Consider the following 15,845-nt stretch of genomic DNA (forward strand, 5'->3'; position numbering starts at 1 on the left):
GGCAGGGCGGCGGGACGCCTCAGCGGGGGCGGGTGCCGCGCAGCCGAGCCCAGGCCCCGAGCACCGCGATGGCGGTCCAGCCGATCGCCGCCGAGGCCGCCACGCGGACCGCGTCGTCGCCGATCGGAGCCAGCACGGCGCCGTCGGCGACGGTCCCTTCCGCGAGCGCACGGAGGGCGTGGCACGGCAGGAGCCATCTGAGGCCGTCGAGGCCCGCGCCGACGAGCGCGCCGCCGATCCCCGGTTCCACGATGAGCGGCAGCGCGAGGCCCACCGCGAGCACGAGCATGGGCGAGCGCGTCACGTGCGCGAGCGCCGCCATCCACGCCGCCCACGCGGTCGACGCGACCAGGTGCACGCCGGTCGCCGTCAGGATCGCGCCGAGGCTCGGCCGCACGAGCACCGCGGCGCCCGCCACCGCCGCCGCGCTCGAGACGGCCGCGAGCAGCAGCGCGGGCACGAGCATCGGCACGGCCGTCAGCGCCAGCCGCCGCGCCGGCCGCGGGTGCGCGAGCGCCGCGTGCAACCAGGCGCCATCGCGGTAGGGCCCCGCGACGCCGAGGCTCGCGAGCACGACGATCGCGAGCTGTGCCGCCGAGCCGCGCGCGACGATGGCGGTCGCGGCCTCGAGGTCGCTCGAGGCGGCTGCGCGCGAGAGCAGCCCGCCGACCGCGAGCCCAGCGAGCGCCGAGCCGACGACGGCGATCGCCACCGGGATCCACAGACGGCGGCCCAGGAGCATCGCTGCGAGCTCGGCCCTACCCGCCCGCAGGACCGCGCTCATCCGCCCTCCTCGATCGCCGCGGCGAAGGCTGCGCTCAGCGAGAGCCGCCGAGGCGAGAGCTCGGTCACGAGCACGCCCTCCCTCGCGGCGATGCGGGCGACGCGCTCGGCGTCGAGCCCGCGGGCGGCGAGCGCGCCCGACGGCCGGCCGTGCACGACGGCGCCCGCCGCGCGCAGCGCCGCGCCGAGGCGCTCGGGCTCGGGCGAGCGCACGATGACGACAGGTGCGGCGTGGCGACGGAGGAACGCATCCGCGTCGCCCTCGAACCTCGTCCGTCCGTCGTGCAGGCAGACGAGCCGGTCGAGGAGCGGCTCGATCTCGTCGAGCGCGTGCGCCGAGAGGAGGACGGCGCCGCCGCCGTCGGCATGCGCGCGCAGGAGCGCCGAGAGCCAGCGGCGCCCGGCGGGATCGAGCCCGTCGAACGGCTCGTCGAGCACGAGGATGCGCGGGCTCGCCAGCAGGGCTCCCGCGATCGCGAGGCGGCGCCGCATGCCGAGCGAGAACGAGCGCACCGGCCCGCGCGCACCCGCGAGACCCACCGCACCGAGCATCCGGTCGATCGCGTCGGGCGCGACCGCCGCGCGCAGCGCGATCGGCAGCAGGTGGGCCCGCGCGCTCGCGCCCGCCGCCGCGCCGAGCGCATCGGGGCAGAACCCGACCGTGCGCAGCGGCTCGCGGAGCGCGCCGTACGCGGCGCCGTCGATCCGCGCGCTCCCCTCGCCGCGCTCGAGCCCGAGCAGGCAGTGCAGCGTGGTCGTCTTGCCGGCGCCGTTCACCCCGATGAAGCCCGTCACGCTCCCCCACGGCACGTGGAACGTCACCCCGTCGAGCACCGCGCGGCCGCCGAAGCTGCGGCGCAGCATGGCGACCTCGATCGCGGGCCTCACGCGGGCTCCATCCGGGCGACCGTCGTCTCGGCGGCCAGCGGGCGCGCCCCGTGGTCGACGAGCACGACGAGACCCGTCGCCGCCCATCCCTCGATGGCGGTGACGAGGCGGCCCGCGGCCACGTCGTCGAGGCCGAGGAACGGCTCGTCGAGGATCCTGACGCGCGCCTCGCGGAGCGTCGTGAGGACGACCCACGCGCTGCGCCGCTGGCCGGTCGAGAGCAGGTCGGCTCGCACGGCGAGGCAACCGCCGAGCCCCGCGCCGACCAGCGCGGAGAGCGCGCGGTCGGCGTCGACGCCCGCTGCCCTCGCGAAGAGGCGCGCATGGCGCTCGAGGCTCACCGCCGGCAGGAGCGCCGGCTCGCTGCGGGTCACGGTGCGGGCGCCGCGCGCGAGCCTGCCGCTCGCGACCCGTCCATTGACGAGCACGCGGCCTCGGCGAGGTGCCACGGAGCCGCCGAGCAGCTCGACGACGGTGCTCTTGCCGACGCCGTTGCGGCCGGTGAGGCGCACGAGCTGCGGCGCTCGAGCGTGCAGGTCGGGCACGCGCACGACCGCGCCGCCGATCGCCACGCTCCCGACGCCCTCGATGTCGACGCTCGTCATCGACGCCTGCCGAGCGGCAGCGCCACGCCCGCCGCCGCGACTGCGGCGCCGGCCACGGGCAGCCAAGCGACGGCGACAGCGCCCGTCGCGACGAGGAAGGGCGGCGTCAGCAGCATCGCGAAGGCGACGACGCGCACGGCGGCGCGCTCGGAGCCAGGTTCGAGGAGCACGACCGCGCTCGCGGCCACGACCACGTACCAGGCGATCGCGACGGCCGCGAGCGCGAGGTCGCCGCCCGTGAGCGCCGCGAGTGCCGCCGCGATCGGGGTCGGAGCGATCCCCATCGTCAGGATCCCGGCGGCGAGGAGCCCGGCGGGCACGGCAGCGGGAGCCCCGCACGAGACGAGCTCTCGCACGAGCTGCACGAGCGGCCGCGCGTCGCGTGCGAGCAGCTCGCCGGCCACCCACAGCGCGGGTGCCGCGGCGATGGCGAGCACGAGCGGCGCCGGGGCCGCTGCGATCGCGCCGATCGCATCGACGCGGACGAGTGCCGTGCGCAGGACCCCGAGCGCAGCCCAGGCCGCTGCCCCGGCCGCCAGCACTCCCGCGAGCCGTGCCGGGAGGCCCGACAGCAGCGGTCGTCCGCCGCGCAGCGCCGCGAGCGCGCCGGCCGCGCCGAGGCCGGCACCGGCGGCGGCGATCACGACAGCCGCGCGCGCATCCCCCGCGGTCGCGAGCGACAGCGCCGCGGCTCCCGAGACGACGAAGGATCCCACCAGCGCCGGGGTGATCGCCGCGAGCGCTCCCGAGGCTCGGGCGCCGCCGAGGTCGAGCGCGCGCAGGAGCGGCGCGACGGCGGCGACCGACGCGACGAGCGGTGGCGTCGCGCCGATCGCGACGCGCGCGAGCGGACCGAGGGCGAGCGCGAGCGCCAGCACGGGCACGGCGAGCTCGGGCTCGAGCCGCACGGCGAGGTGCACGGTCGCGGCGAGCACCGCAGCTGCGCCGAGCAGCGCGCTCGCCGACCCGACGAGCAGCGGCACCCGCAGGGTCGTCGAGAGCGCGGTCAGCAGCCAGCCGGGCAGCGCGTGGTGCGCGACGACCCAGCCCGCCTCGGCGATCGCGACGGCGCGAAATGGTCCGCGCGGGAGGCTCATCGCCCCGGCGCTCGCGCCCCGCCGACCAGGTGGTAGGCGACGGCGAGCATGGAGACGGCGAGGAGCGGCCAGCCGAAGAGGTGCGCGGGCCAGACCCGCAGCAGACCGACGAGCGCCATCGCGACGAGGGCCGTCGCCATCGAGCCGATGCCCGCGAGGCCGAATCGGAACCGGCCGTCGAGGAGCGCGGGCACCGTGGTCGCGAGCGCGCAGGTGGAGGCTGCGAGCGTCAGACACGTGCACGCCGAGCGCAGCGCCGGTGCGACCTCCGCCCACGCGGCGGTGCTCAGCACGCCCGCGACGAGCAGCAGCTGCGCGAGCGCGATGCCTCGGACGCCCGCGCGCGAGAGCGGCAGCGCGATGCCCAGCTCGGGGATGCGGAACGTCGGCGGCGTCATCCCAGGCACAGGAGCACCCCCGTGGCGGCCGCCGCGGTGAGCGCCCGCAGGTAGGCGCGCGCGGAGCGGCGAGCCACCGGGAACGCGAGCGGCGCCACGACGGCGACGGCGATCGCCACCATCCACAACTGCCACCCGCGCGGGACGGCGGCGACCCCGAGGACGACCGCGGCGCCCTGCTGCCCGAGCACGAGGACCGCGAGCACGAGTCCGGCCACGCCCAGCCGGAGCGTGCCGCTCGCGCGCGACGGACGCAGCGCGACGGGACCGAGCCAGCGCTCGAGGAGCGTCGCCAGCACGGCGACGACGATGAGGACGAGCACGTGCAGCATGACGGCGCCGACCGCGCCGACCGTCGTCGCGGCGGCGGCGAGCGCGGGGTCGTCGAGCGACTCCGCCGCCTCCTCCCCCGCCGCGGCGGCGACCTCGACGAGGAGCGGCAGTCGCGCGAGCAGCAGCGCCGTCGCGAGCGCGAGCACGACGCACCACACGACGGGCGAGGTCGTCGGCCGCGCGAGCGCGGGGTGGACCGCTCGCGACTCGACATGCGTGTCCATGGGATTCCCTTCCGTCACGCGCCGCGAGCGACGCAGATCGATTCGATGAGCGCCCCGAGCACGACGAGCAGCGCTGCTGCTGCCGTGAGCCGCAGACCGTAGCCGAGTCCGTCCGCGTACGCGCGACCGGGCTGCCGGCCTGTGCGAAGCCACGCCGTGACGGCGTGCGCGGTGGGGAGCAGCCCCGCGATCGCCGCGAGGAGCACCGCCGCAGCTTCGAAGACGATGTACGGCGCGATGCGCGCGATCGTCTCCGCCGCTCCGAGCGCGGCGACGACCGAGGCAGCGGAGACGCCGACGCCGATCCCGATGAGCGCGATGCCCACGAGCGTGAGCGACCCGAGCACCGGCGCCCCTGCGGCGAGCAGGGCGAGCGCCGCCAGGTTGTTCGCAGCGATGCCGAGCGCGCTGCCGTCGGTCGAGAGCACGCTCGAGTCGATCGAGCCCCGCGCGACCGAGGCGGCGTTCTCGGTCGCGACGCCGGCGGACGCCGCGGCGGTGGAGACCGCGGTCGCGGCGAGGAGTCCGCAGGCGAGCACGGCCGACACCGCGAGCGCGAGCTGCAGCTGCGGTCGCTCGAGCGCGGCGTCGGCCGTGCCGCGCCTCATCGGATGGCCAGCGTGCGGAGCTTCCGCTTCAAGTACCACGTGACCGTGGAGATGACGGCGCCGAGCAGGCCGCCCGAGAAGAGCGCGGCGACGACGGCGATCGCCGCCCCGCCGATCTCGATCGCCGCGACGACCTGCGCCGCAGCGATGCCGGACAGCCCGAAGCTGGCCATCAGCCACGACAGCGACACGCCTGCCGCAGCCAAGCCGACGACCGTCACGGTCGCCGACGCCGTCCACACGGCCGCACGGCCGCGCCTGGTTTCGATCTGCATGAGTTGACTCCTTCGTCCCACCCGTTCGTCGGGTGCCCGTGCCGGACGGCACGAGTTCGTGGGCGTCGCTCTCGACGCGGTCACTCGCCCTCCTCCCGCAGCTGCGCCGCGATGGCGGCCGCGAGGCGCGCCACGAGCGACGCCGGAGGCTCGATCGCTCCTTGCTCGACGCCCACGACCGTGCTGAGCGGCGCGCCGGCGCGATCCGCCAGTGCCTGCTGCGACATGCCCGCACGGGTGCGCAGGGCTGCGAGTGAAGCCCCTGCGCGAGATTCGACCGGCATGTCGTAAAGCATGCCAGGTCTTCGACATTCGCGCAAGCATTTGTCGATGGTCCGGTGGAGAAGCTGCTCCGGTTGTCGAACGATCGTCGAAGACTGCCCGCGGGCAACGGCACTCGTCCGGATAATGATCGGTGAGAGCAGGAACGGGGTCGAGCGATGTCCATCCACCTTCGCGGCGCGAGCGCCGCCGAGCGCGCCCACTACGCCGAGCTCGTCCGCCCCGCGCGCGTGCGGCGAGGGCTGAGCCAGCAGGCCCTCGCGAGCCTCGCCGAGGTCGACCGGACCACCGTGAGCAACATCGAGCGAGGCGCTGGCGCGCCGCAGGAGGATGTGCTGCGACGGCTGTTCGCCGCGCTCGGGCTCGCGACCGATGCGCAGCCGCGCGATCCGGAGGTGGAGCTGTGGATCGCGGTGATGTCGGAGCTGCTCTCGAGCGTGCCCGCCGACCGTCGCCACCTCGCGGCCGACGCGGCGATCGCGACGCTCGCCGCGCACGTGCGAGCCGGCGAGGTGTCAGCGGTCGGCTCTAGGGTCACCGCCATCCACGACCACGGCGGACTCGAGGAGCGCGACATCCATGGACTTGCAGCGCGGCGCGGCATCGCTCGAAGGGACGAGCCCCACGCTGAGTGACCTCGAGCGGCTGTGCGGGCAGCTGCACCTCGAGGTGCACACCGCAGCGCTGCCGCAGGGCTTCCTCGGCGCCTTCGACCACGAGCGGCAGCGCATCCTGCTCGCCCGCGGGCTCACCCCCGTCGAGCAGCGGTCGGTGCTCGCGCACGAGCTCGGGCATGCCCTGCTCATGCACGTCGGCTCGTCGAGCGCCGACGAGCGAGCGGCTGAGCGCTTCGCGGCCCGCGTGCTCATCGACCCCGGCGCGCTCGCCGCGGCGTGCAGGTGGGCGCGCGACGACGTCGAGCTCGCCGACGAGCTGGGCGTCACGGTCGACATCGTGCAGAGCTACCGGGACCAGCTGGGCAGTCGGCGCGCCGCTTGAGGGCGTCGCCCGGCGGCGCTCAACGACGAACGATCCGTGGAGCGCTCAGCGGTCGGGGATGGGCACCGGCTCGACGCCGAGCGGCGCGAGGCGCGAGGCGCCGCCGTCGAGCGCGGTGAGCACCCAGATGCCGCCCGAGTGGACGGCGACGGAGTGCTCCCACTGGCACGCGTCGGAGCCGTCGGCGCTCCGCACCGTCCAGCCGTCGGCGTCGACGGTCGTCGCGGTGCCCTTCGCGTGGATGATCGGCTCGATCGCGACGCACAGTCCCGGCTTGACCGCGGGCCCCATGACGCGCGTGCGGTAGTTGAAGACGGGCGGCTCCTCGTGCATCGCGCGGCCGATGCCGTGGCCGATGTAGTCCTCGCTGATGCCGTAGTCGCTGTGCGCGTCGATGTGCTCCTCGATCGCGACCCCGACCTCGCCGAGCTGCTTCGCCCCGGCGAGCGCGGCGATCCCGGCCCACAGCGCGTCGTGCGTGACGTCGCTCAGCCGCTGCCGCGCATCCGTCACCGCAGGGTCGCCGCCGGGCACCACGACCGAGATCGCGGCGTCGCCGTGGAAGCCGTCGATCGTGGCGCCGCAGTCGACGGTGACGATGTCGCCCGGCTGCAGCGGTGTGCCGTTCGGGATGCCGTGCACGACGACGTCGTTGACGTTCGTGCAGAGGGTGTGCTCGTAGCCGGGCTCGAGCTGGAAGTTCGGCACGGCCCCGTGCTCGCGGATGACCCGCTCGGCGATCGCGTCGAGCTCGAGCGTCGTCACGCCCGGCGCGATCGCGCGCTCGACCGCCTCGAGCGCGAGCGCGGTGATGCGGCCCGGCTCGCGCATGCCGGCGAGCTCGCGGCGCGACTTGTAGGGGCCGCGGCCGCGCATCAGGCCTCGATGCCGCGTGCGGCGAGACCCGCGAGGATGCGCTCGGTCACCTCGTCGACCGCGCCGATGCCGTCGACCTCGACGACGAGGCCGCGCTCCTCGAAGATCGCGATGAGCGGGGCGGTCTCGCGCTCGTAGACGTCGAGGCGGTGGCGGATGACCTCCTCGGTGTCGTCGCTGCGGCCCTGCTCGGCGGCGCGGGCCGTGAGGCGGCGGACGACCTCGTCGGTGTCGGCGACGAGGCGCACAACCGCGTCGAGCTGCTCGCCGCGGCGCAGGTTCACGCCGTCGAGGTACTCGACCTGCCCCGCCGTGCGCGGGTAGCCGTCGAGCAGGTAGCCGCCCTCGGCGTCGGGCTGCGCGAGCCGGTCGTCGACGAGCTCGTTCGTGAGCTCGTCGGGCACGTACTCCCCGGCGTCGAGGATCGCCGTGACCCGCTTGCCGAGCTCGGTCTGGTCCTTGATGTTCTGGCGGAAGATGTCCCCGGTCGAGACCGCGGGCACGCGCAGTGCCGCGGCCAGCCGAGCTGCCTGGGTGCCCTTGCCCGCTCCGGGCGGGCCGACGATGAGGAGGTTCGCCATTTAGCGGATGAGCCCTTCGTAATGGCGCTGCTGCAGCTGCGCGTCGATCTGGCGGACCGTCTCGAGGCCGACGCCGACGATGATGAGGATCGATGCCCCGCCGAACGGGAAGTTCTGGTTCGCGCCGACCGTCGCGAGGGCGATGAGCGGGATGAGCGCGATGAGCCCGAGGTAGAGCGATCCGGGGAAGGTGATGCGGGTGAGCACGTAGTCGAGGTACTCGGCCGTCGGGCGGCCCGCGCGGATGCCCGGGATGAAGCCGCCGTACTTCTTCATGTTGTCGGCGACATCCTCGGGGTTGAAGGTGATCGCGACGTAGAAGTACGTGAATCCGACGATGAGCAGGAAGAACACCAGCATGTAGAGCGGGTGGTCGCCGGTCGTGAAGTTCGCCTGCACCCACAGCACCCAGTCGGCGGGAGCGGTGCCGTCGGCCGGCATGTTGAACTGCGCGACGAGCGCCGGGAGGTACAGCAGCGACGAGGCGAAGATGACGGGCACGACGCCGGCCATGTTGACCTTGATCGGGATGTAGGTCGACTGCCCGCCGTACATGCGCCTGCCGACCATGCGCTTCGCGTACTGCACGGGGATGCGGCGCTGGGACTGCTCGACGAACACGACGAGACCCATGATCAGGACGCCGACGAGCAGCACCATGATGAAGGTGTTGACGCCCTGCGTCTCGAAGATGATGCCGAGGGCGCCGGGGAAGGTCGCCGCGATCGACGTGAAGATGAGCAGCGACATGCCGTTGCCGATGCCGCGCTCGGTGATGAGCTCGCCGAGCCACATGATGAGGCCCGTGCCGGCGGTCATGGTGATGATCATGAGCGCGATCGACCACCAGGAGTCGTTCGTCAGCAGGTTCTGGCACTGCGGGAGCGAGGGGCCCCCGGTGGCCGAGAAGAGGGCGCCGGAGCGGGCGACGGTGATGAGGGTCGTCGACTGGAGCACGCCGAGCGCGATCGTGAGGTAGCGCGTGTACTGCGTGAGCTTCGCCTGGCCCTGCTGGCCCTCCTTGTAGAGGGTCTCGAAGTGCGGGATGACCACGCGCAGCAGCTGCACGATGATCGCGGCGGTGATGTAGGGCATGATGCCCAGCGCGAAGATGCTCAGCTGGAGCAGCGCGCCGCCGGAGAAGAGGTTGACGAGCTGGTAGAGCCCGGTCGCCTGGGAGTTGGCCGCGATGCACTGCTGCACGTTGCTGTAGTCGACGAACGGCGCGGGGATGAACGACCCGAGCCGGAAGATCGCGACGATCGCGAGCGTGAAGAGGATCTTCCGACGCAGGTCTCGCGTCTTGAAGATGCGTGCGATGGCACTGAACACGTGCAGCCTTCCGGAAATGGCAATCGGGGCGGTCCGCGCACGGACCGCCCCTCAGCCTACTTACTTGACGGAGCCGCCAGCGGCCACGATCTTCTGCTCGGCCGCCGCCGACACCTTGTCGACGTCGATCGTCAGCGCGACGGAGAGCTCTCCGCCGGCGAGCACCTTCACGAGCTCGTTCTTGCGGACCGCGCCCTTGGCCACCAGGTCGGCGACCGTGACGTCGCCGCCGTTCGGGTACAGCGACTGCAGCTGCCCCACGTTGACCACCTGGTACTCGGTGCGGAACGGGTTCTTGAACCCGCGCAGCTTCGGGGCGCGCATGACGCTGTTGAGCTGGCCGCCCTCGAAGCCCGCGCGCACGGAGTTGCGGGCCTTCGTGCCCTTGGTGCCGCGACCGGCCGTCTTGCCCTTCGACGCCTCACCGCGGCCGACGCGCGTGCGGGCGGTCTTCGCGCCCGGCGCGGGCCGGAGGTGGTGCACCTTGAGCGACGGCAGCTCGGTCGACTCGTTCTTGTCAGTCATTCTGGATCTCCTCGACCTTGACGAGGTGCCGAACCGTGTTGACGTAACCGCGGTTCTGCTCGTTGTCCTCGCGCTCGACCGACTGGCCGATGCGCTTGAGGCCCAGCGAGCGGAGCGTCTCGCGCTGGTACTGCTTCTCGCTGATCACGGACTTGATCTGCGTGATCTTCAGCTTGCTCACTTGGATGCCGCCTTCGCGATCTCGGCCTCGTGCTTCGTGAACTCGGCCTGGATGCGCGCGAGCTGCTTGGGCAGCACGCGGTCGAGGTCGAGGCCACGACGAGCGGCGACGGCGCGGGGCTCCTCGAGCATCCGCAGCGCCGCCACGGTGGCGTGCACGATGTTGATGGAGTTCGACGAGCCGAGCGACTTGCTCAGGACGTCGTGGATGCCGGCGCACTCGAGCACGGCGCGCACGGGGCCACCCGCGATGACACCGGTACCGGCGGCAGCGGGACGCAGCAGCACGACGCCGGCAGCGGCCTCGCCCTGCACGGGGTGCGGGATCGAGCGGCCGATGCGGGGGACGCGGAAGAAGTTCTTCTTCGCCTCCTCGACGCCCTTCGAGATCGCCGTCGGGACCTCGCGGGCCTTGCCGTAGCCGACGCCCACGAGACCGTCGCCGTCGCCGACGACGACGAGCGCCGTGAAGCTGAAGCGGCGGCCGCCCTTGACGACCTTCGAGACGCGGTTGATCGTGACGACGCGCTCGAGGAACTGGTTCTCCGTGCGGTCGTCGCGGCGGCCGCGCTCGTTGCGGGTGCCGCGGTCGCGGCTCCCCCGGCGCTGCTCGCGCGGCTCGTCGCGGTGGTCGGCCGTCGTCGCGGCCTCAGCAGCAGGCTGCTGCGTGGTGTCCGTCACCTGCGTGTCCTTGTTCTCTTCGCTCACAGTCCCAGCCCTGCCTCTCGTGCGCCGTCGGCGATCGCCGCGACGCGGCCGGCGTAGCGGTTGCCGCCGCGGTCGAAGACGACCGACTCGATGCCGGCAGCCTTGGCGCGCTCGGCGACGAGCTCGCCGACGCGCTTGGCCTTCGCCGTCTTGTCGCCGTCGAAGGCGCGGAGGTCGGCCTCCATCGTGGACGCGGATGCGACCGTGACGCCCTGCGAGTCGTCGACGACCTGCACGAACACGTGGCGTGCCGAGCGGGTGACGACGAGGCGCGGCACCAGCGGGGTGCCGACGATCTTCTTGCGCAGGCGTGCGTGACGACGACCGCGGGCAGCCGACTTGCTCTTGCCTCGGGTACCGATGCCCATCACTTACCAGCCTTTCCAGCCTTGCGGCGGATCTGCTCGCCCGCGTACCGCACGCCCTTGCCCTTGTAGGGCTCCGGCTTGCGCAGCTTGCGGAGGTTCGCAGCCACCTCGCCGACGGCCTGCTTGGAGATGCCGCTGACGGTGACCTTGTTGTTGCCCTCGACCGTGAGCGTGATCCCGGCGGGCGGGTCGACGTTGATCGGGTGCGAGTAGCCGAGCGCGAACTCGACCCCGGTGCCCTTGGCCTGCACGCGGTAGCCGGTGCCGACGACCTCGAGGGACTTCGAGTAGCCCTCGGTCACGCCGACGATGTCGTTGGCGATGAGGGTGCGGGTGAGGCCGTGCAGCGAGCGCGACTCGCGCTCGTCGTCGGGCCGGGTGACCTGCACCTGGCCGTCGGCGACCTCGACCTCGATGGGCTGCGCGACCTGCAGCTGCAGCTCGCCCTTCGGGCCCTTGACGGTGACGACGCCGTCGTTCACCGTGACCTCGACACCAGCGGGGATGTCGATGGGGAGACGTCCGATTCGTGACATGTCAGCTCACCACACGTAGGCGAGGACTTCCCCGCCGACGCCCTTCTGCTCGGCCTCACGGTCCGTGAGGAGGCCCGAGCTCGTGGACAGGATCGCGACGCCGAGGCCGCCGTGCACCTGGGGGATCTCGGTCGAGCGCGCGTAGACGCGCAGGCCCGGCTTCGAGACCCGCTTGATGCCGGCGATCGCGCGCTCGCGGTTGGGGCCGTACTTCAGGCCGAGCGTGAGGGTCTTGCCGACGCGTGCGTCCTCGACCTTCCAGCCCGTGATGTAGCCCTCGCGCTCGAGGATCTCGGCGATGTTCGCCTTCAGGGTCGACGACGGCAGCGTGACCTCGTCGTGCATCGCCGTGTTGGCGTTGCGCAGACGCGTCAGCATGTCGGCGACCGGATCGGTCATCGTCATGGATGTTCTCCGTTCTGGTTTCGCTGCCCGTTCCGCGGACAGCGACCTTGAATCTGCTCGGCGCCGGCGGCGCCGATGGGGGTCAGGACTGGAAGGGGAAGCCGAGCGCCTTGAGCAGCGCGCGACCCTCGTCGTCGTTCTTCGCCGTCGTGACGACGGTGATGTCGAAGCCGCGGACGCGGTCGATCTTGTCCTGGTCGATCTCGTGGAACACGGACTGCTCCTGGAGGCCGAAGGTGTAGTTGCCGTTGCCGTCGAACTGCTTCGGGCTCAGGCCGCGGAAGTCGCGGATGCGCGGGAGGGCGAGCGTCAGCAGACGGTCGAGGAACTCCCACATGCGGTCGCCGCGCAGCGTGACGTGCGCACCGATCGGCATGCCCTCGCGCAGCTTGAACTGCGCGATCGACTTGCGGGCGCTCGTGACCATCGGCTTCTGCCCCGTGATCTGGGTGAGGTCGCGGATCGCGCCCTCGATCACCTTCGAGTCGCGCGCGGCCTCGCCGACGCCGGTGTTCACGACGATCTTCGTGAGCCCCGGCACCTGCATGACGTTGGCGTAGCCGAACTCCTCGCGGAGCGTCGGGATGATCGTCTCGCGGTACTGCTGCTTGAGCCGCGGGAGGCGCACAGCGGTGTCAGTCATTGCTCTTGATCTCCTTGCCCGACTTCGTCGCGACGCGGACCTTCGTCGTGGTCGTGACGCCGTTCTTCTCGGCGGTCTTGACCTCGCGGCGCACGCGGGTGGGCTTCTTGGTCTCGGGGTCGACGAGCGCGACGTTCGACACGTGGATCGGGGCCTCGTGGGTCTCGATGCCGCCCGTGCGGGTGCCGCGGTTGGTCTGCCCGACCTTGATGTGCTTGGTGACGAGGTTGACGCCCTCCACGATCACGCGGTTCTGCTCGCGCAGCACCTCTATCACGCGGCCGGTCTTCCCCCGGTCGCCGCCGCGCGACTCGCGCGCGCCTGCGATGACGACGACGAGGTCGCCCTTCTTGATGCTGGCCATGGGTCAGATCACCTCCGGTGCGAGCGAGACGATCTTCATGAAGCGCTTGTCGCGGAGCTCGCGACCGACGGGACCGAAGATGCGGGTGCCTCGGGGGTCTCCGTCGTTCTTCAGGATGACCGCTGCGTTCTCGTCGAACTTGATGTACGAGCCGTCGGCGCGGCGCGTCGACTTCACGGTGCGGACGACGACCGCCTTGACGACGTCGCCCTTCTTGACGTTGCCGCCGGGGATGGCGTCCTTGACCGTGGCCACGATGGTGTCACCGAGGCCCGCGTAGCGACGGCCGGAGCCGCCGAGCACGCGGATGGTCAGGAGCTCCTTGGCGCCGGTGTTGTCGGCGACCTTGATGCGGGATTCCTGCTGGATCATTGTGGATCTCCTTCGAGGCCGAGGCCTACTTGGCCTTCTCGAGGATCTCGACGATGCGCCACCGCTTGGTCGCGCTCATCGGGCGGGTCTCTGCGATCAGGACGCGGTCGCCGATGCCGGCTGCGTTCTGCTCGTCGTGCGCCTTGACCTTGGACGACTTGCGGATGACCTTGCCGTACAGCGGGTGCTTCACGCGGTCCTCGACCTCGACGACGACCGTCTTCTCCATCTTGTCGGAGACGACGTAGCCCATGCGCGACTTGCGGTATCCGCGCTGGACGCTCTCGTCCTTCTGCTCGGTAGCCATCAGTTGTCCTCAGCCTTCTGGTCCTTCTCAGAAGTCGCGGCCTCGTCGGCCTTCTTCGACTTCTTCTTGTCCGCAGCCTTCTCGACCGGCGCCGGCGAGGCGCTGATGCCGAGCTCGCGCTCGCGGATCACGGTGTACAGCCGCGCGATGTCGCGCTTGACGGCGCGCAGGCGGCCGTGCGAGTCCAGCTGGCCGGTGGCCGACTGGAAGCGGAGGTTGAACAGCTCCTCCTTGGCCCGCTTCAGCTCGACGACGAGTCGCTCGTCGTCCATGGTGGCGAGCTCGGCGGGCATGAGCTCCTTGGAACCGATCGCCATTATGCGTCAGCCTCCTCGCGCTTGATGATGCGTGCCTTGAGCGGCAGCTTGTGGATGGCTCGCGTCAGCGCTTCGCGCGCGAGCTGCTCGTCGACACCGGCGACCTCGAAGAGGACGCGACCCGGCTTGACGTTGGCGACCCACCACTCGGGCGAACCCTTGCCGGAGCCCATGCGGGTCTCGGCGGGCTTCTTCGTGAGGGGACGGTCGGGGTAGATGTTGATCCACACCTTGCCGCCACGCTTGATGTGGCGGGTCATCGCGATTCGCGCGGACTCGATCTGCCGGTTCGTGACGTACGCAGGCGTGAGTGCCTGGATGCCGTACTCGCCGAAGCTGACCTTCGTGCCACCGGTCGCCTGGCCCGAGCGCTTCGGGTGGTGCTGCTTGCGGTGCTTGACTCGACGGGGGATGAGCATGATTACGCCTCGACTCCTGCTGCGGCCGGCGCGTCGCGACGGGGGCCCCGACGCTCTCGCTGCGGCTTCTGGTTCGCCTGCTCGCGAGCGAGCTCGCGGTTGGTGAGCTCACCGTTGTAGATCCAGACCTTCACGCCGATGCGGCCGAAGGTCGTGCGGGCCTCGTAGAAGCCGTAGTCGATGTTCGACCGGAGCGTGTGCAGGGGCACGCGGCCCTCGCGGTACGACTCGCTGCGGCTCATCTCCGCGCCGCCGAGGCGGCCGGAGACCTTGATCTTCACGCCCTTCGCGCCGGCGCGCTGCGCCGACTGCAGGCCCTTGCGCATCGCGCGGCGGAACGCCACGCGAGCGCTGAGCTGCTCGGCGATGCCCTGCGCGACGAGCTGGGCAGACGCCTCGGGGTTCTTGACCTCGAGGATGTTCAGCTGGATCTGCTTGCCGGTGAGCTTCTCGAGGTCGGCGCGGATGCGCTCGGCCTCGGCGCCGCGGCGGCCGATCACGATGCCCGGGCGGGCGGTGTGGATGTCGACGCGGACCCGGTCACGGGTGCGCTCGATCTCGATGCGGGCGACGCCGGCGCGGTCGAGGCTCGTCTTGAGCATCTTGCGGATGCGGACGTCCTCGGCGACGTAGTCGGCGTAGCGCTGCCCCGGCTTCGTCGACTCGGCGAACCAGCGCGACACGTGGTCGGTGGTGATGCCGAGGCGGAAGCCGTACGGGTTGACCTTCTGTCCCATTACTTCTCGTCCTCCGTGGTCGGCGTCGCGAGCACGACGGTGATGTGGCTCGTCCGCTTGTTGATGCGGAACGCGCGACCCTGTGCACGCGGCTGGAACCGCTTGAGCGTGGTGCCCTCGTCGACGAACGCGCGGGCCACGTAGAGGTCCTGCTCGTCGAGGTACTCGTTCGCCTGGTCCGCCTTGACCCGAGCGTTCGCCATCGCCGAGGCGACGAGCTTGAACACGGGCTCCGAGGCGCCCTGCGGGGCGAACTTCAGGATCGCGAGGGCCTCTTCGGCCTGCTTGCCGCGGATCATGTCGACGACGCGGCGGGCCTTCTGAGGGGTCACGCGGATGTGACGAACGCGAGCGATCGACTCAACCATTGCCTTCTCCTTCTCCGTCGCCGCGTCAGCGGCGACGGCCCTTCTTGTCGTCCTTCACGTGACCGCGGAAGGTGCGGGTGGGCGCGAACTCGCCCAGCTTGTGGCCGACCATCGTCTCAGTGACGAAGACCGGGATGTGCTTGCGACCGTCGTGCACGGCGATCGTGTGGCCGAGCATGGCCGGCACGATCATCGAGCGGCGCGACCACGTCTTGATGACGTTCTTGCTGCCGGCCTCGTTCTGCCGAACCACCTTGGTGAGGAGGTGGTCGTCGACGAACGGACCCTTCTTGAGGCTGCGGGGCATCGGACTCT

General features: G+C 71.8%; 29 protein-coding genes. 2 read left to right on the plus strand and 27 right to left on the minus strand.

Going from position 1 to position 15,845, the window contains the following annotated elements:
* Positions 1 to 19 precede the first annotated feature (19 nt).
* The 9 genes from JSQ78_RS06945 to JSQ78_RS06985 form a co-directional block, all read right to left on the minus strand.
* The gene (locus tag JSQ78_RS06945; RefSeq protein ID WP_211446637.1) at positions 20 to 784 is read right to left on the minus strand and encodes a hypothetical protein; all 765 of its coding nucleotides are present in this window, start codon (positions 782 to 784) and stop codon (positions 20 to 22) included.
* Positions 781 to 1,671, minus strand: a complete 891-nt coding sequence (locus JSQ78_RS06950) for an ABC transporter ATP-binding protein (protein ID WP_211446638.1) — start codon at positions 1,669 to 1,671, stop codon at positions 781 to 783. The genes JSQ78_RS06945 and JSQ78_RS06950 overlap by 4 nt, the downstream gene beginning before the upstream one ends.
* Entirely contained in the window at positions 1,668 to 2,276 is a 609-nt protein-coding gene (locus JSQ78_RS06955) for an ABC transporter ATP-binding protein (protein WP_211446640.1), read from the minus strand. The genes JSQ78_RS06950 and JSQ78_RS06955 overlap by 4 nt, the downstream gene beginning before the upstream one ends.
* Complete coding sequence (locus JSQ78_RS06960) at positions 2,273 to 3,373, minus strand: hypothetical protein (protein ID WP_211446642.1); 1,101 nt, start codon at positions 3,371 to 3,373, stop codon at positions 2,273 to 2,275. Before JSQ78_RS06960 ends, JSQ78_RS06955 begins: the two co-directional genes overlap by 4 nt.
* Entirely contained in the window at positions 3,370 to 3,771 is a 402-nt protein-coding gene (locus JSQ78_RS06965; protein WP_211446644.1) for a hypothetical protein, read from the minus strand. The genes JSQ78_RS06960 and JSQ78_RS06965 overlap by 4 nt, the downstream gene beginning before the upstream one ends.
* Positions 3,768 to 4,328, minus strand: coding sequence for a hypothetical protein (locus JSQ78_RS06970; protein ID WP_211446646.1), 561 nt, complete (start codon positions 4,326 to 4,328; stop codon positions 3,768 to 3,770). Before JSQ78_RS06970 ends, JSQ78_RS06965 begins: the two co-directional genes overlap by 4 nt.
* A 14-nt stretch (positions 4,329 to 4,342) precedes the next feature.
* Positions 4,343 to 4,936, minus strand: a complete 594-nt coding sequence (locus tag JSQ78_RS06975) for a stage II sporulation protein M (RefSeq protein ID WP_211446648.1) — start codon at positions 4,934 to 4,936, stop codon at positions 4,343 to 4,345.
* On the minus strand, positions 4,933 to 5,211 hold the full coding sequence (locus JSQ78_RS06980) for a hypothetical protein (RefSeq protein ID WP_211446649.1): 279 nt from the start codon (positions 5,209 to 5,211) through the stop codon (positions 4,933 to 4,935). The genes JSQ78_RS06975 and JSQ78_RS06980 overlap by 4 nt, the downstream gene beginning before the upstream one ends.
* An 80-nt stretch (positions 5,212 to 5,291) precedes the next feature.
* Complete coding sequence (locus JSQ78_RS06985; RefSeq protein ID WP_211446650.1) at positions 5,292 to 5,438, minus strand: helix-turn-helix domain-containing protein; 147 nt, start codon at positions 5,436 to 5,438, stop codon at positions 5,292 to 5,294.
* A 213-nt stretch (positions 5,439 to 5,651) separates the two neighbouring features.
* Here JSQ78_RS06985 and JSQ78_RS06990 point away from each other — a divergent pair, with 213 nt between their 5' ends.
* Positions 5,652 to 6,128, plus strand: coding sequence for a helix-turn-helix domain-containing protein (locus tag JSQ78_RS06990; RefSeq protein WP_211446651.1), 477 nt, complete (start codon positions 5,652 to 5,654; stop codon positions 6,126 to 6,128).
* Positions 6,073 to 6,492, plus strand: coding sequence for an ImmA/IrrE family metallo-endopeptidase (locus JSQ78_RS06995; protein ID WP_211446652.1), 420 nt, complete (start codon positions 6,073 to 6,075; stop codon positions 6,490 to 6,492). Before JSQ78_RS06990 ends, JSQ78_RS06995 begins: the two co-directional genes overlap by 56 nt.
* A 45-nt stretch (positions 6,493 to 6,537) precedes the next feature.
* On the opposite strand, the gene map is transcribed toward JSQ78_RS06995, so the two are convergent.
* The 18 genes from map to rpsS all read right to left on the minus strand — a co-directional run bounded on the left by map (position 6,538) and on the right by rpsS (position 15,837).
* Positions 6,538 to 7,368 (minus strand): type I methionyl aminopeptidase, encoded by an 831-nt coding sequence (gene map, locus JSQ78_RS07000; RefSeq protein ID WP_211446654.1) that lies wholly within the window; start codon positions 7,366 to 7,368, stop codon positions 6,538 to 6,540.
* Complete coding sequence (locus JSQ78_RS07005; RefSeq protein ID WP_211446656.1) at positions 7,368 to 7,949, minus strand: adenylate kinase; 582 nt, start codon at positions 7,947 to 7,949, stop codon at positions 7,368 to 7,370. The genes map and JSQ78_RS07005 overlap by 1 nt, the downstream gene beginning before the upstream one ends.
* Positions 7,950 to 9,281 carry a preprotein translocase subunit SecY gene (gene secY / locus JSQ78_RS07010; protein WP_208063914.1) on the minus strand — a complete coding sequence of 444 codons (1,332 nt, stop codon included), beginning with the start codon at positions 9,279 to 9,281 and terminating at the stop codon, positions 7,950 to 7,952.
* A 60-nt stretch (positions 9,282 to 9,341) separates the two neighbouring features.
* Positions 9,342 to 9,806, minus strand: coding sequence for a 50S ribosomal protein L15 (gene rplO, locus JSQ78_RS07015; RefSeq protein ID WP_211446658.1), 465 nt, complete (start codon positions 9,804 to 9,806; stop codon positions 9,342 to 9,344).
* Complete coding sequence (rpmD, locus tag JSQ78_RS07020) at positions 9,799 to 9,987, minus strand: 50S ribosomal protein L30 (protein ID WP_021010879.1); 189 nt, start codon at positions 9,985 to 9,987, stop codon at positions 9,799 to 9,801. Before rpmD ends, rplO begins: the two co-directional genes overlap by 8 nt.
* On the minus strand, positions 9,984 to 10,694 hold the full coding sequence (rpsE, locus tag JSQ78_RS07025; RefSeq protein WP_021010880.1) for a 30S ribosomal protein S5: 711 nt from the start codon (positions 10,692 to 10,694) through the stop codon (positions 9,984 to 9,986). Before rpsE ends, rpmD begins: the two co-directional genes overlap by 4 nt.
* Complete coding sequence (gene rplR, locus JSQ78_RS07030; protein WP_021010881.1) at positions 10,691 to 11,062, minus strand: 50S ribosomal protein L18; 372 nt, start codon at positions 11,060 to 11,062, stop codon at positions 10,691 to 10,693. The genes rpsE and rplR overlap by 4 nt, the downstream gene beginning before the upstream one ends.
* On the minus strand, positions 11,062 to 11,598 hold the full coding sequence (gene rplF / locus JSQ78_RS07035) for a 50S ribosomal protein L6 (protein WP_211446660.1): 537 nt from the start codon (positions 11,596 to 11,598) through the stop codon (positions 11,062 to 11,064). Before rplF ends, rplR begins: the two co-directional genes overlap by 1 nt.
* Before the next feature lie 6 nt (positions 11,599 to 11,604).
* A complete protein-coding gene (rpsH, locus tag JSQ78_RS07040) occupies positions 11,605 to 12,003 on the minus strand; it encodes a 30S ribosomal protein S8 (RefSeq protein ID WP_211446661.1) in 399 nt (132 codons plus the stop codon).
* A gap of 82 nt (positions 12,004 to 12,085) precedes the next feature.
* Positions 12,086 to 12,646 (minus strand): 50S ribosomal protein L5, encoded by a 561-nt coding sequence (rplE, locus tag JSQ78_RS07045; RefSeq protein ID WP_211446663.1) that lies wholly within the window; start codon positions 12,644 to 12,646, stop codon positions 12,086 to 12,088.
* Positions 12,639 to 13,010, minus strand: coding sequence for a 50S ribosomal protein L24 (rplX, locus tag JSQ78_RS07050; RefSeq protein ID WP_211446665.1), 372 nt, complete (start codon positions 13,008 to 13,010; stop codon positions 12,639 to 12,641). Before rplX ends, rplE begins: the two co-directional genes overlap by 8 nt.
* A gap of 3 nt (positions 13,011 to 13,013) precedes the next feature.
* Positions 13,014 to 13,382, minus strand: coding sequence for a 50S ribosomal protein L14 (gene rplN, locus JSQ78_RS07055; protein ID WP_021010886.1), 369 nt, complete (start codon positions 13,380 to 13,382; stop codon positions 13,014 to 13,016).
* Positions 13,383 to 13,407: 25 nt separating this feature from the next.
* Complete coding sequence (gene rpsQ / locus JSQ78_RS07060; RefSeq protein WP_211446667.1) at positions 13,408 to 13,689, minus strand: 30S ribosomal protein S17; 282 nt, start codon at positions 13,687 to 13,689, stop codon at positions 13,408 to 13,410.
* Positions 13,689 to 14,006, minus strand: a complete 318-nt coding sequence (gene rpmC / locus JSQ78_RS07065) for a 50S ribosomal protein L29 (RefSeq protein ID WP_211446669.1) — start codon at positions 14,004 to 14,006, stop codon at positions 13,689 to 13,691. The genes rpsQ and rpmC overlap by 1 nt, the downstream gene beginning before the upstream one ends.
* Positions 14,006 to 14,425 (minus strand): 50S ribosomal protein L16, encoded by a 420-nt coding sequence (rplP, locus tag JSQ78_RS07070; protein ID WP_211446671.1) that lies wholly within the window; start codon positions 14,423 to 14,425, stop codon positions 14,006 to 14,008. Before rplP ends, rpmC begins: the two co-directional genes overlap by 1 nt.
* Before the next feature lie 2 nt (positions 14,426 to 14,427).
* Positions 14,428 to 15,162: a 30S ribosomal protein S3 gene (gene rpsC / locus JSQ78_RS07075; protein ID WP_021010889.1), complete on the minus strand. Its 735-nt coding sequence runs from the start codon at positions 15,160 to 15,162 to the stop codon at positions 14,428 to 14,430.
* Positions 15,162 to 15,530, minus strand: coding sequence for a 50S ribosomal protein L22 (rplV, locus tag JSQ78_RS07080; RefSeq protein ID WP_021010890.1), 369 nt, complete (start codon positions 15,528 to 15,530; stop codon positions 15,162 to 15,164). The genes rpsC and rplV overlap by 1 nt, the downstream gene beginning before the upstream one ends.
* Positions 15,531 to 15,555: 25 nt before the next feature.
* Positions 15,556 to 15,837: a 30S ribosomal protein S19 gene (gene rpsS / locus JSQ78_RS07085; RefSeq protein WP_021010891.1), complete on the minus strand. Its 282-nt coding sequence runs from the start codon at positions 15,835 to 15,837 to the stop codon at positions 15,556 to 15,558.
* Positions 15,838 to 15,845 lie beyond the last annotated feature (8 nt).

This window comes from Agrococcus sp. Marseille-Q4369, assembly GCF_018308945.1.
Classification (GTDB): Bacteria; Actinomycetota; Actinomycetes; order Actinomycetales; family Microbacteriaceae; genus Agrococcus.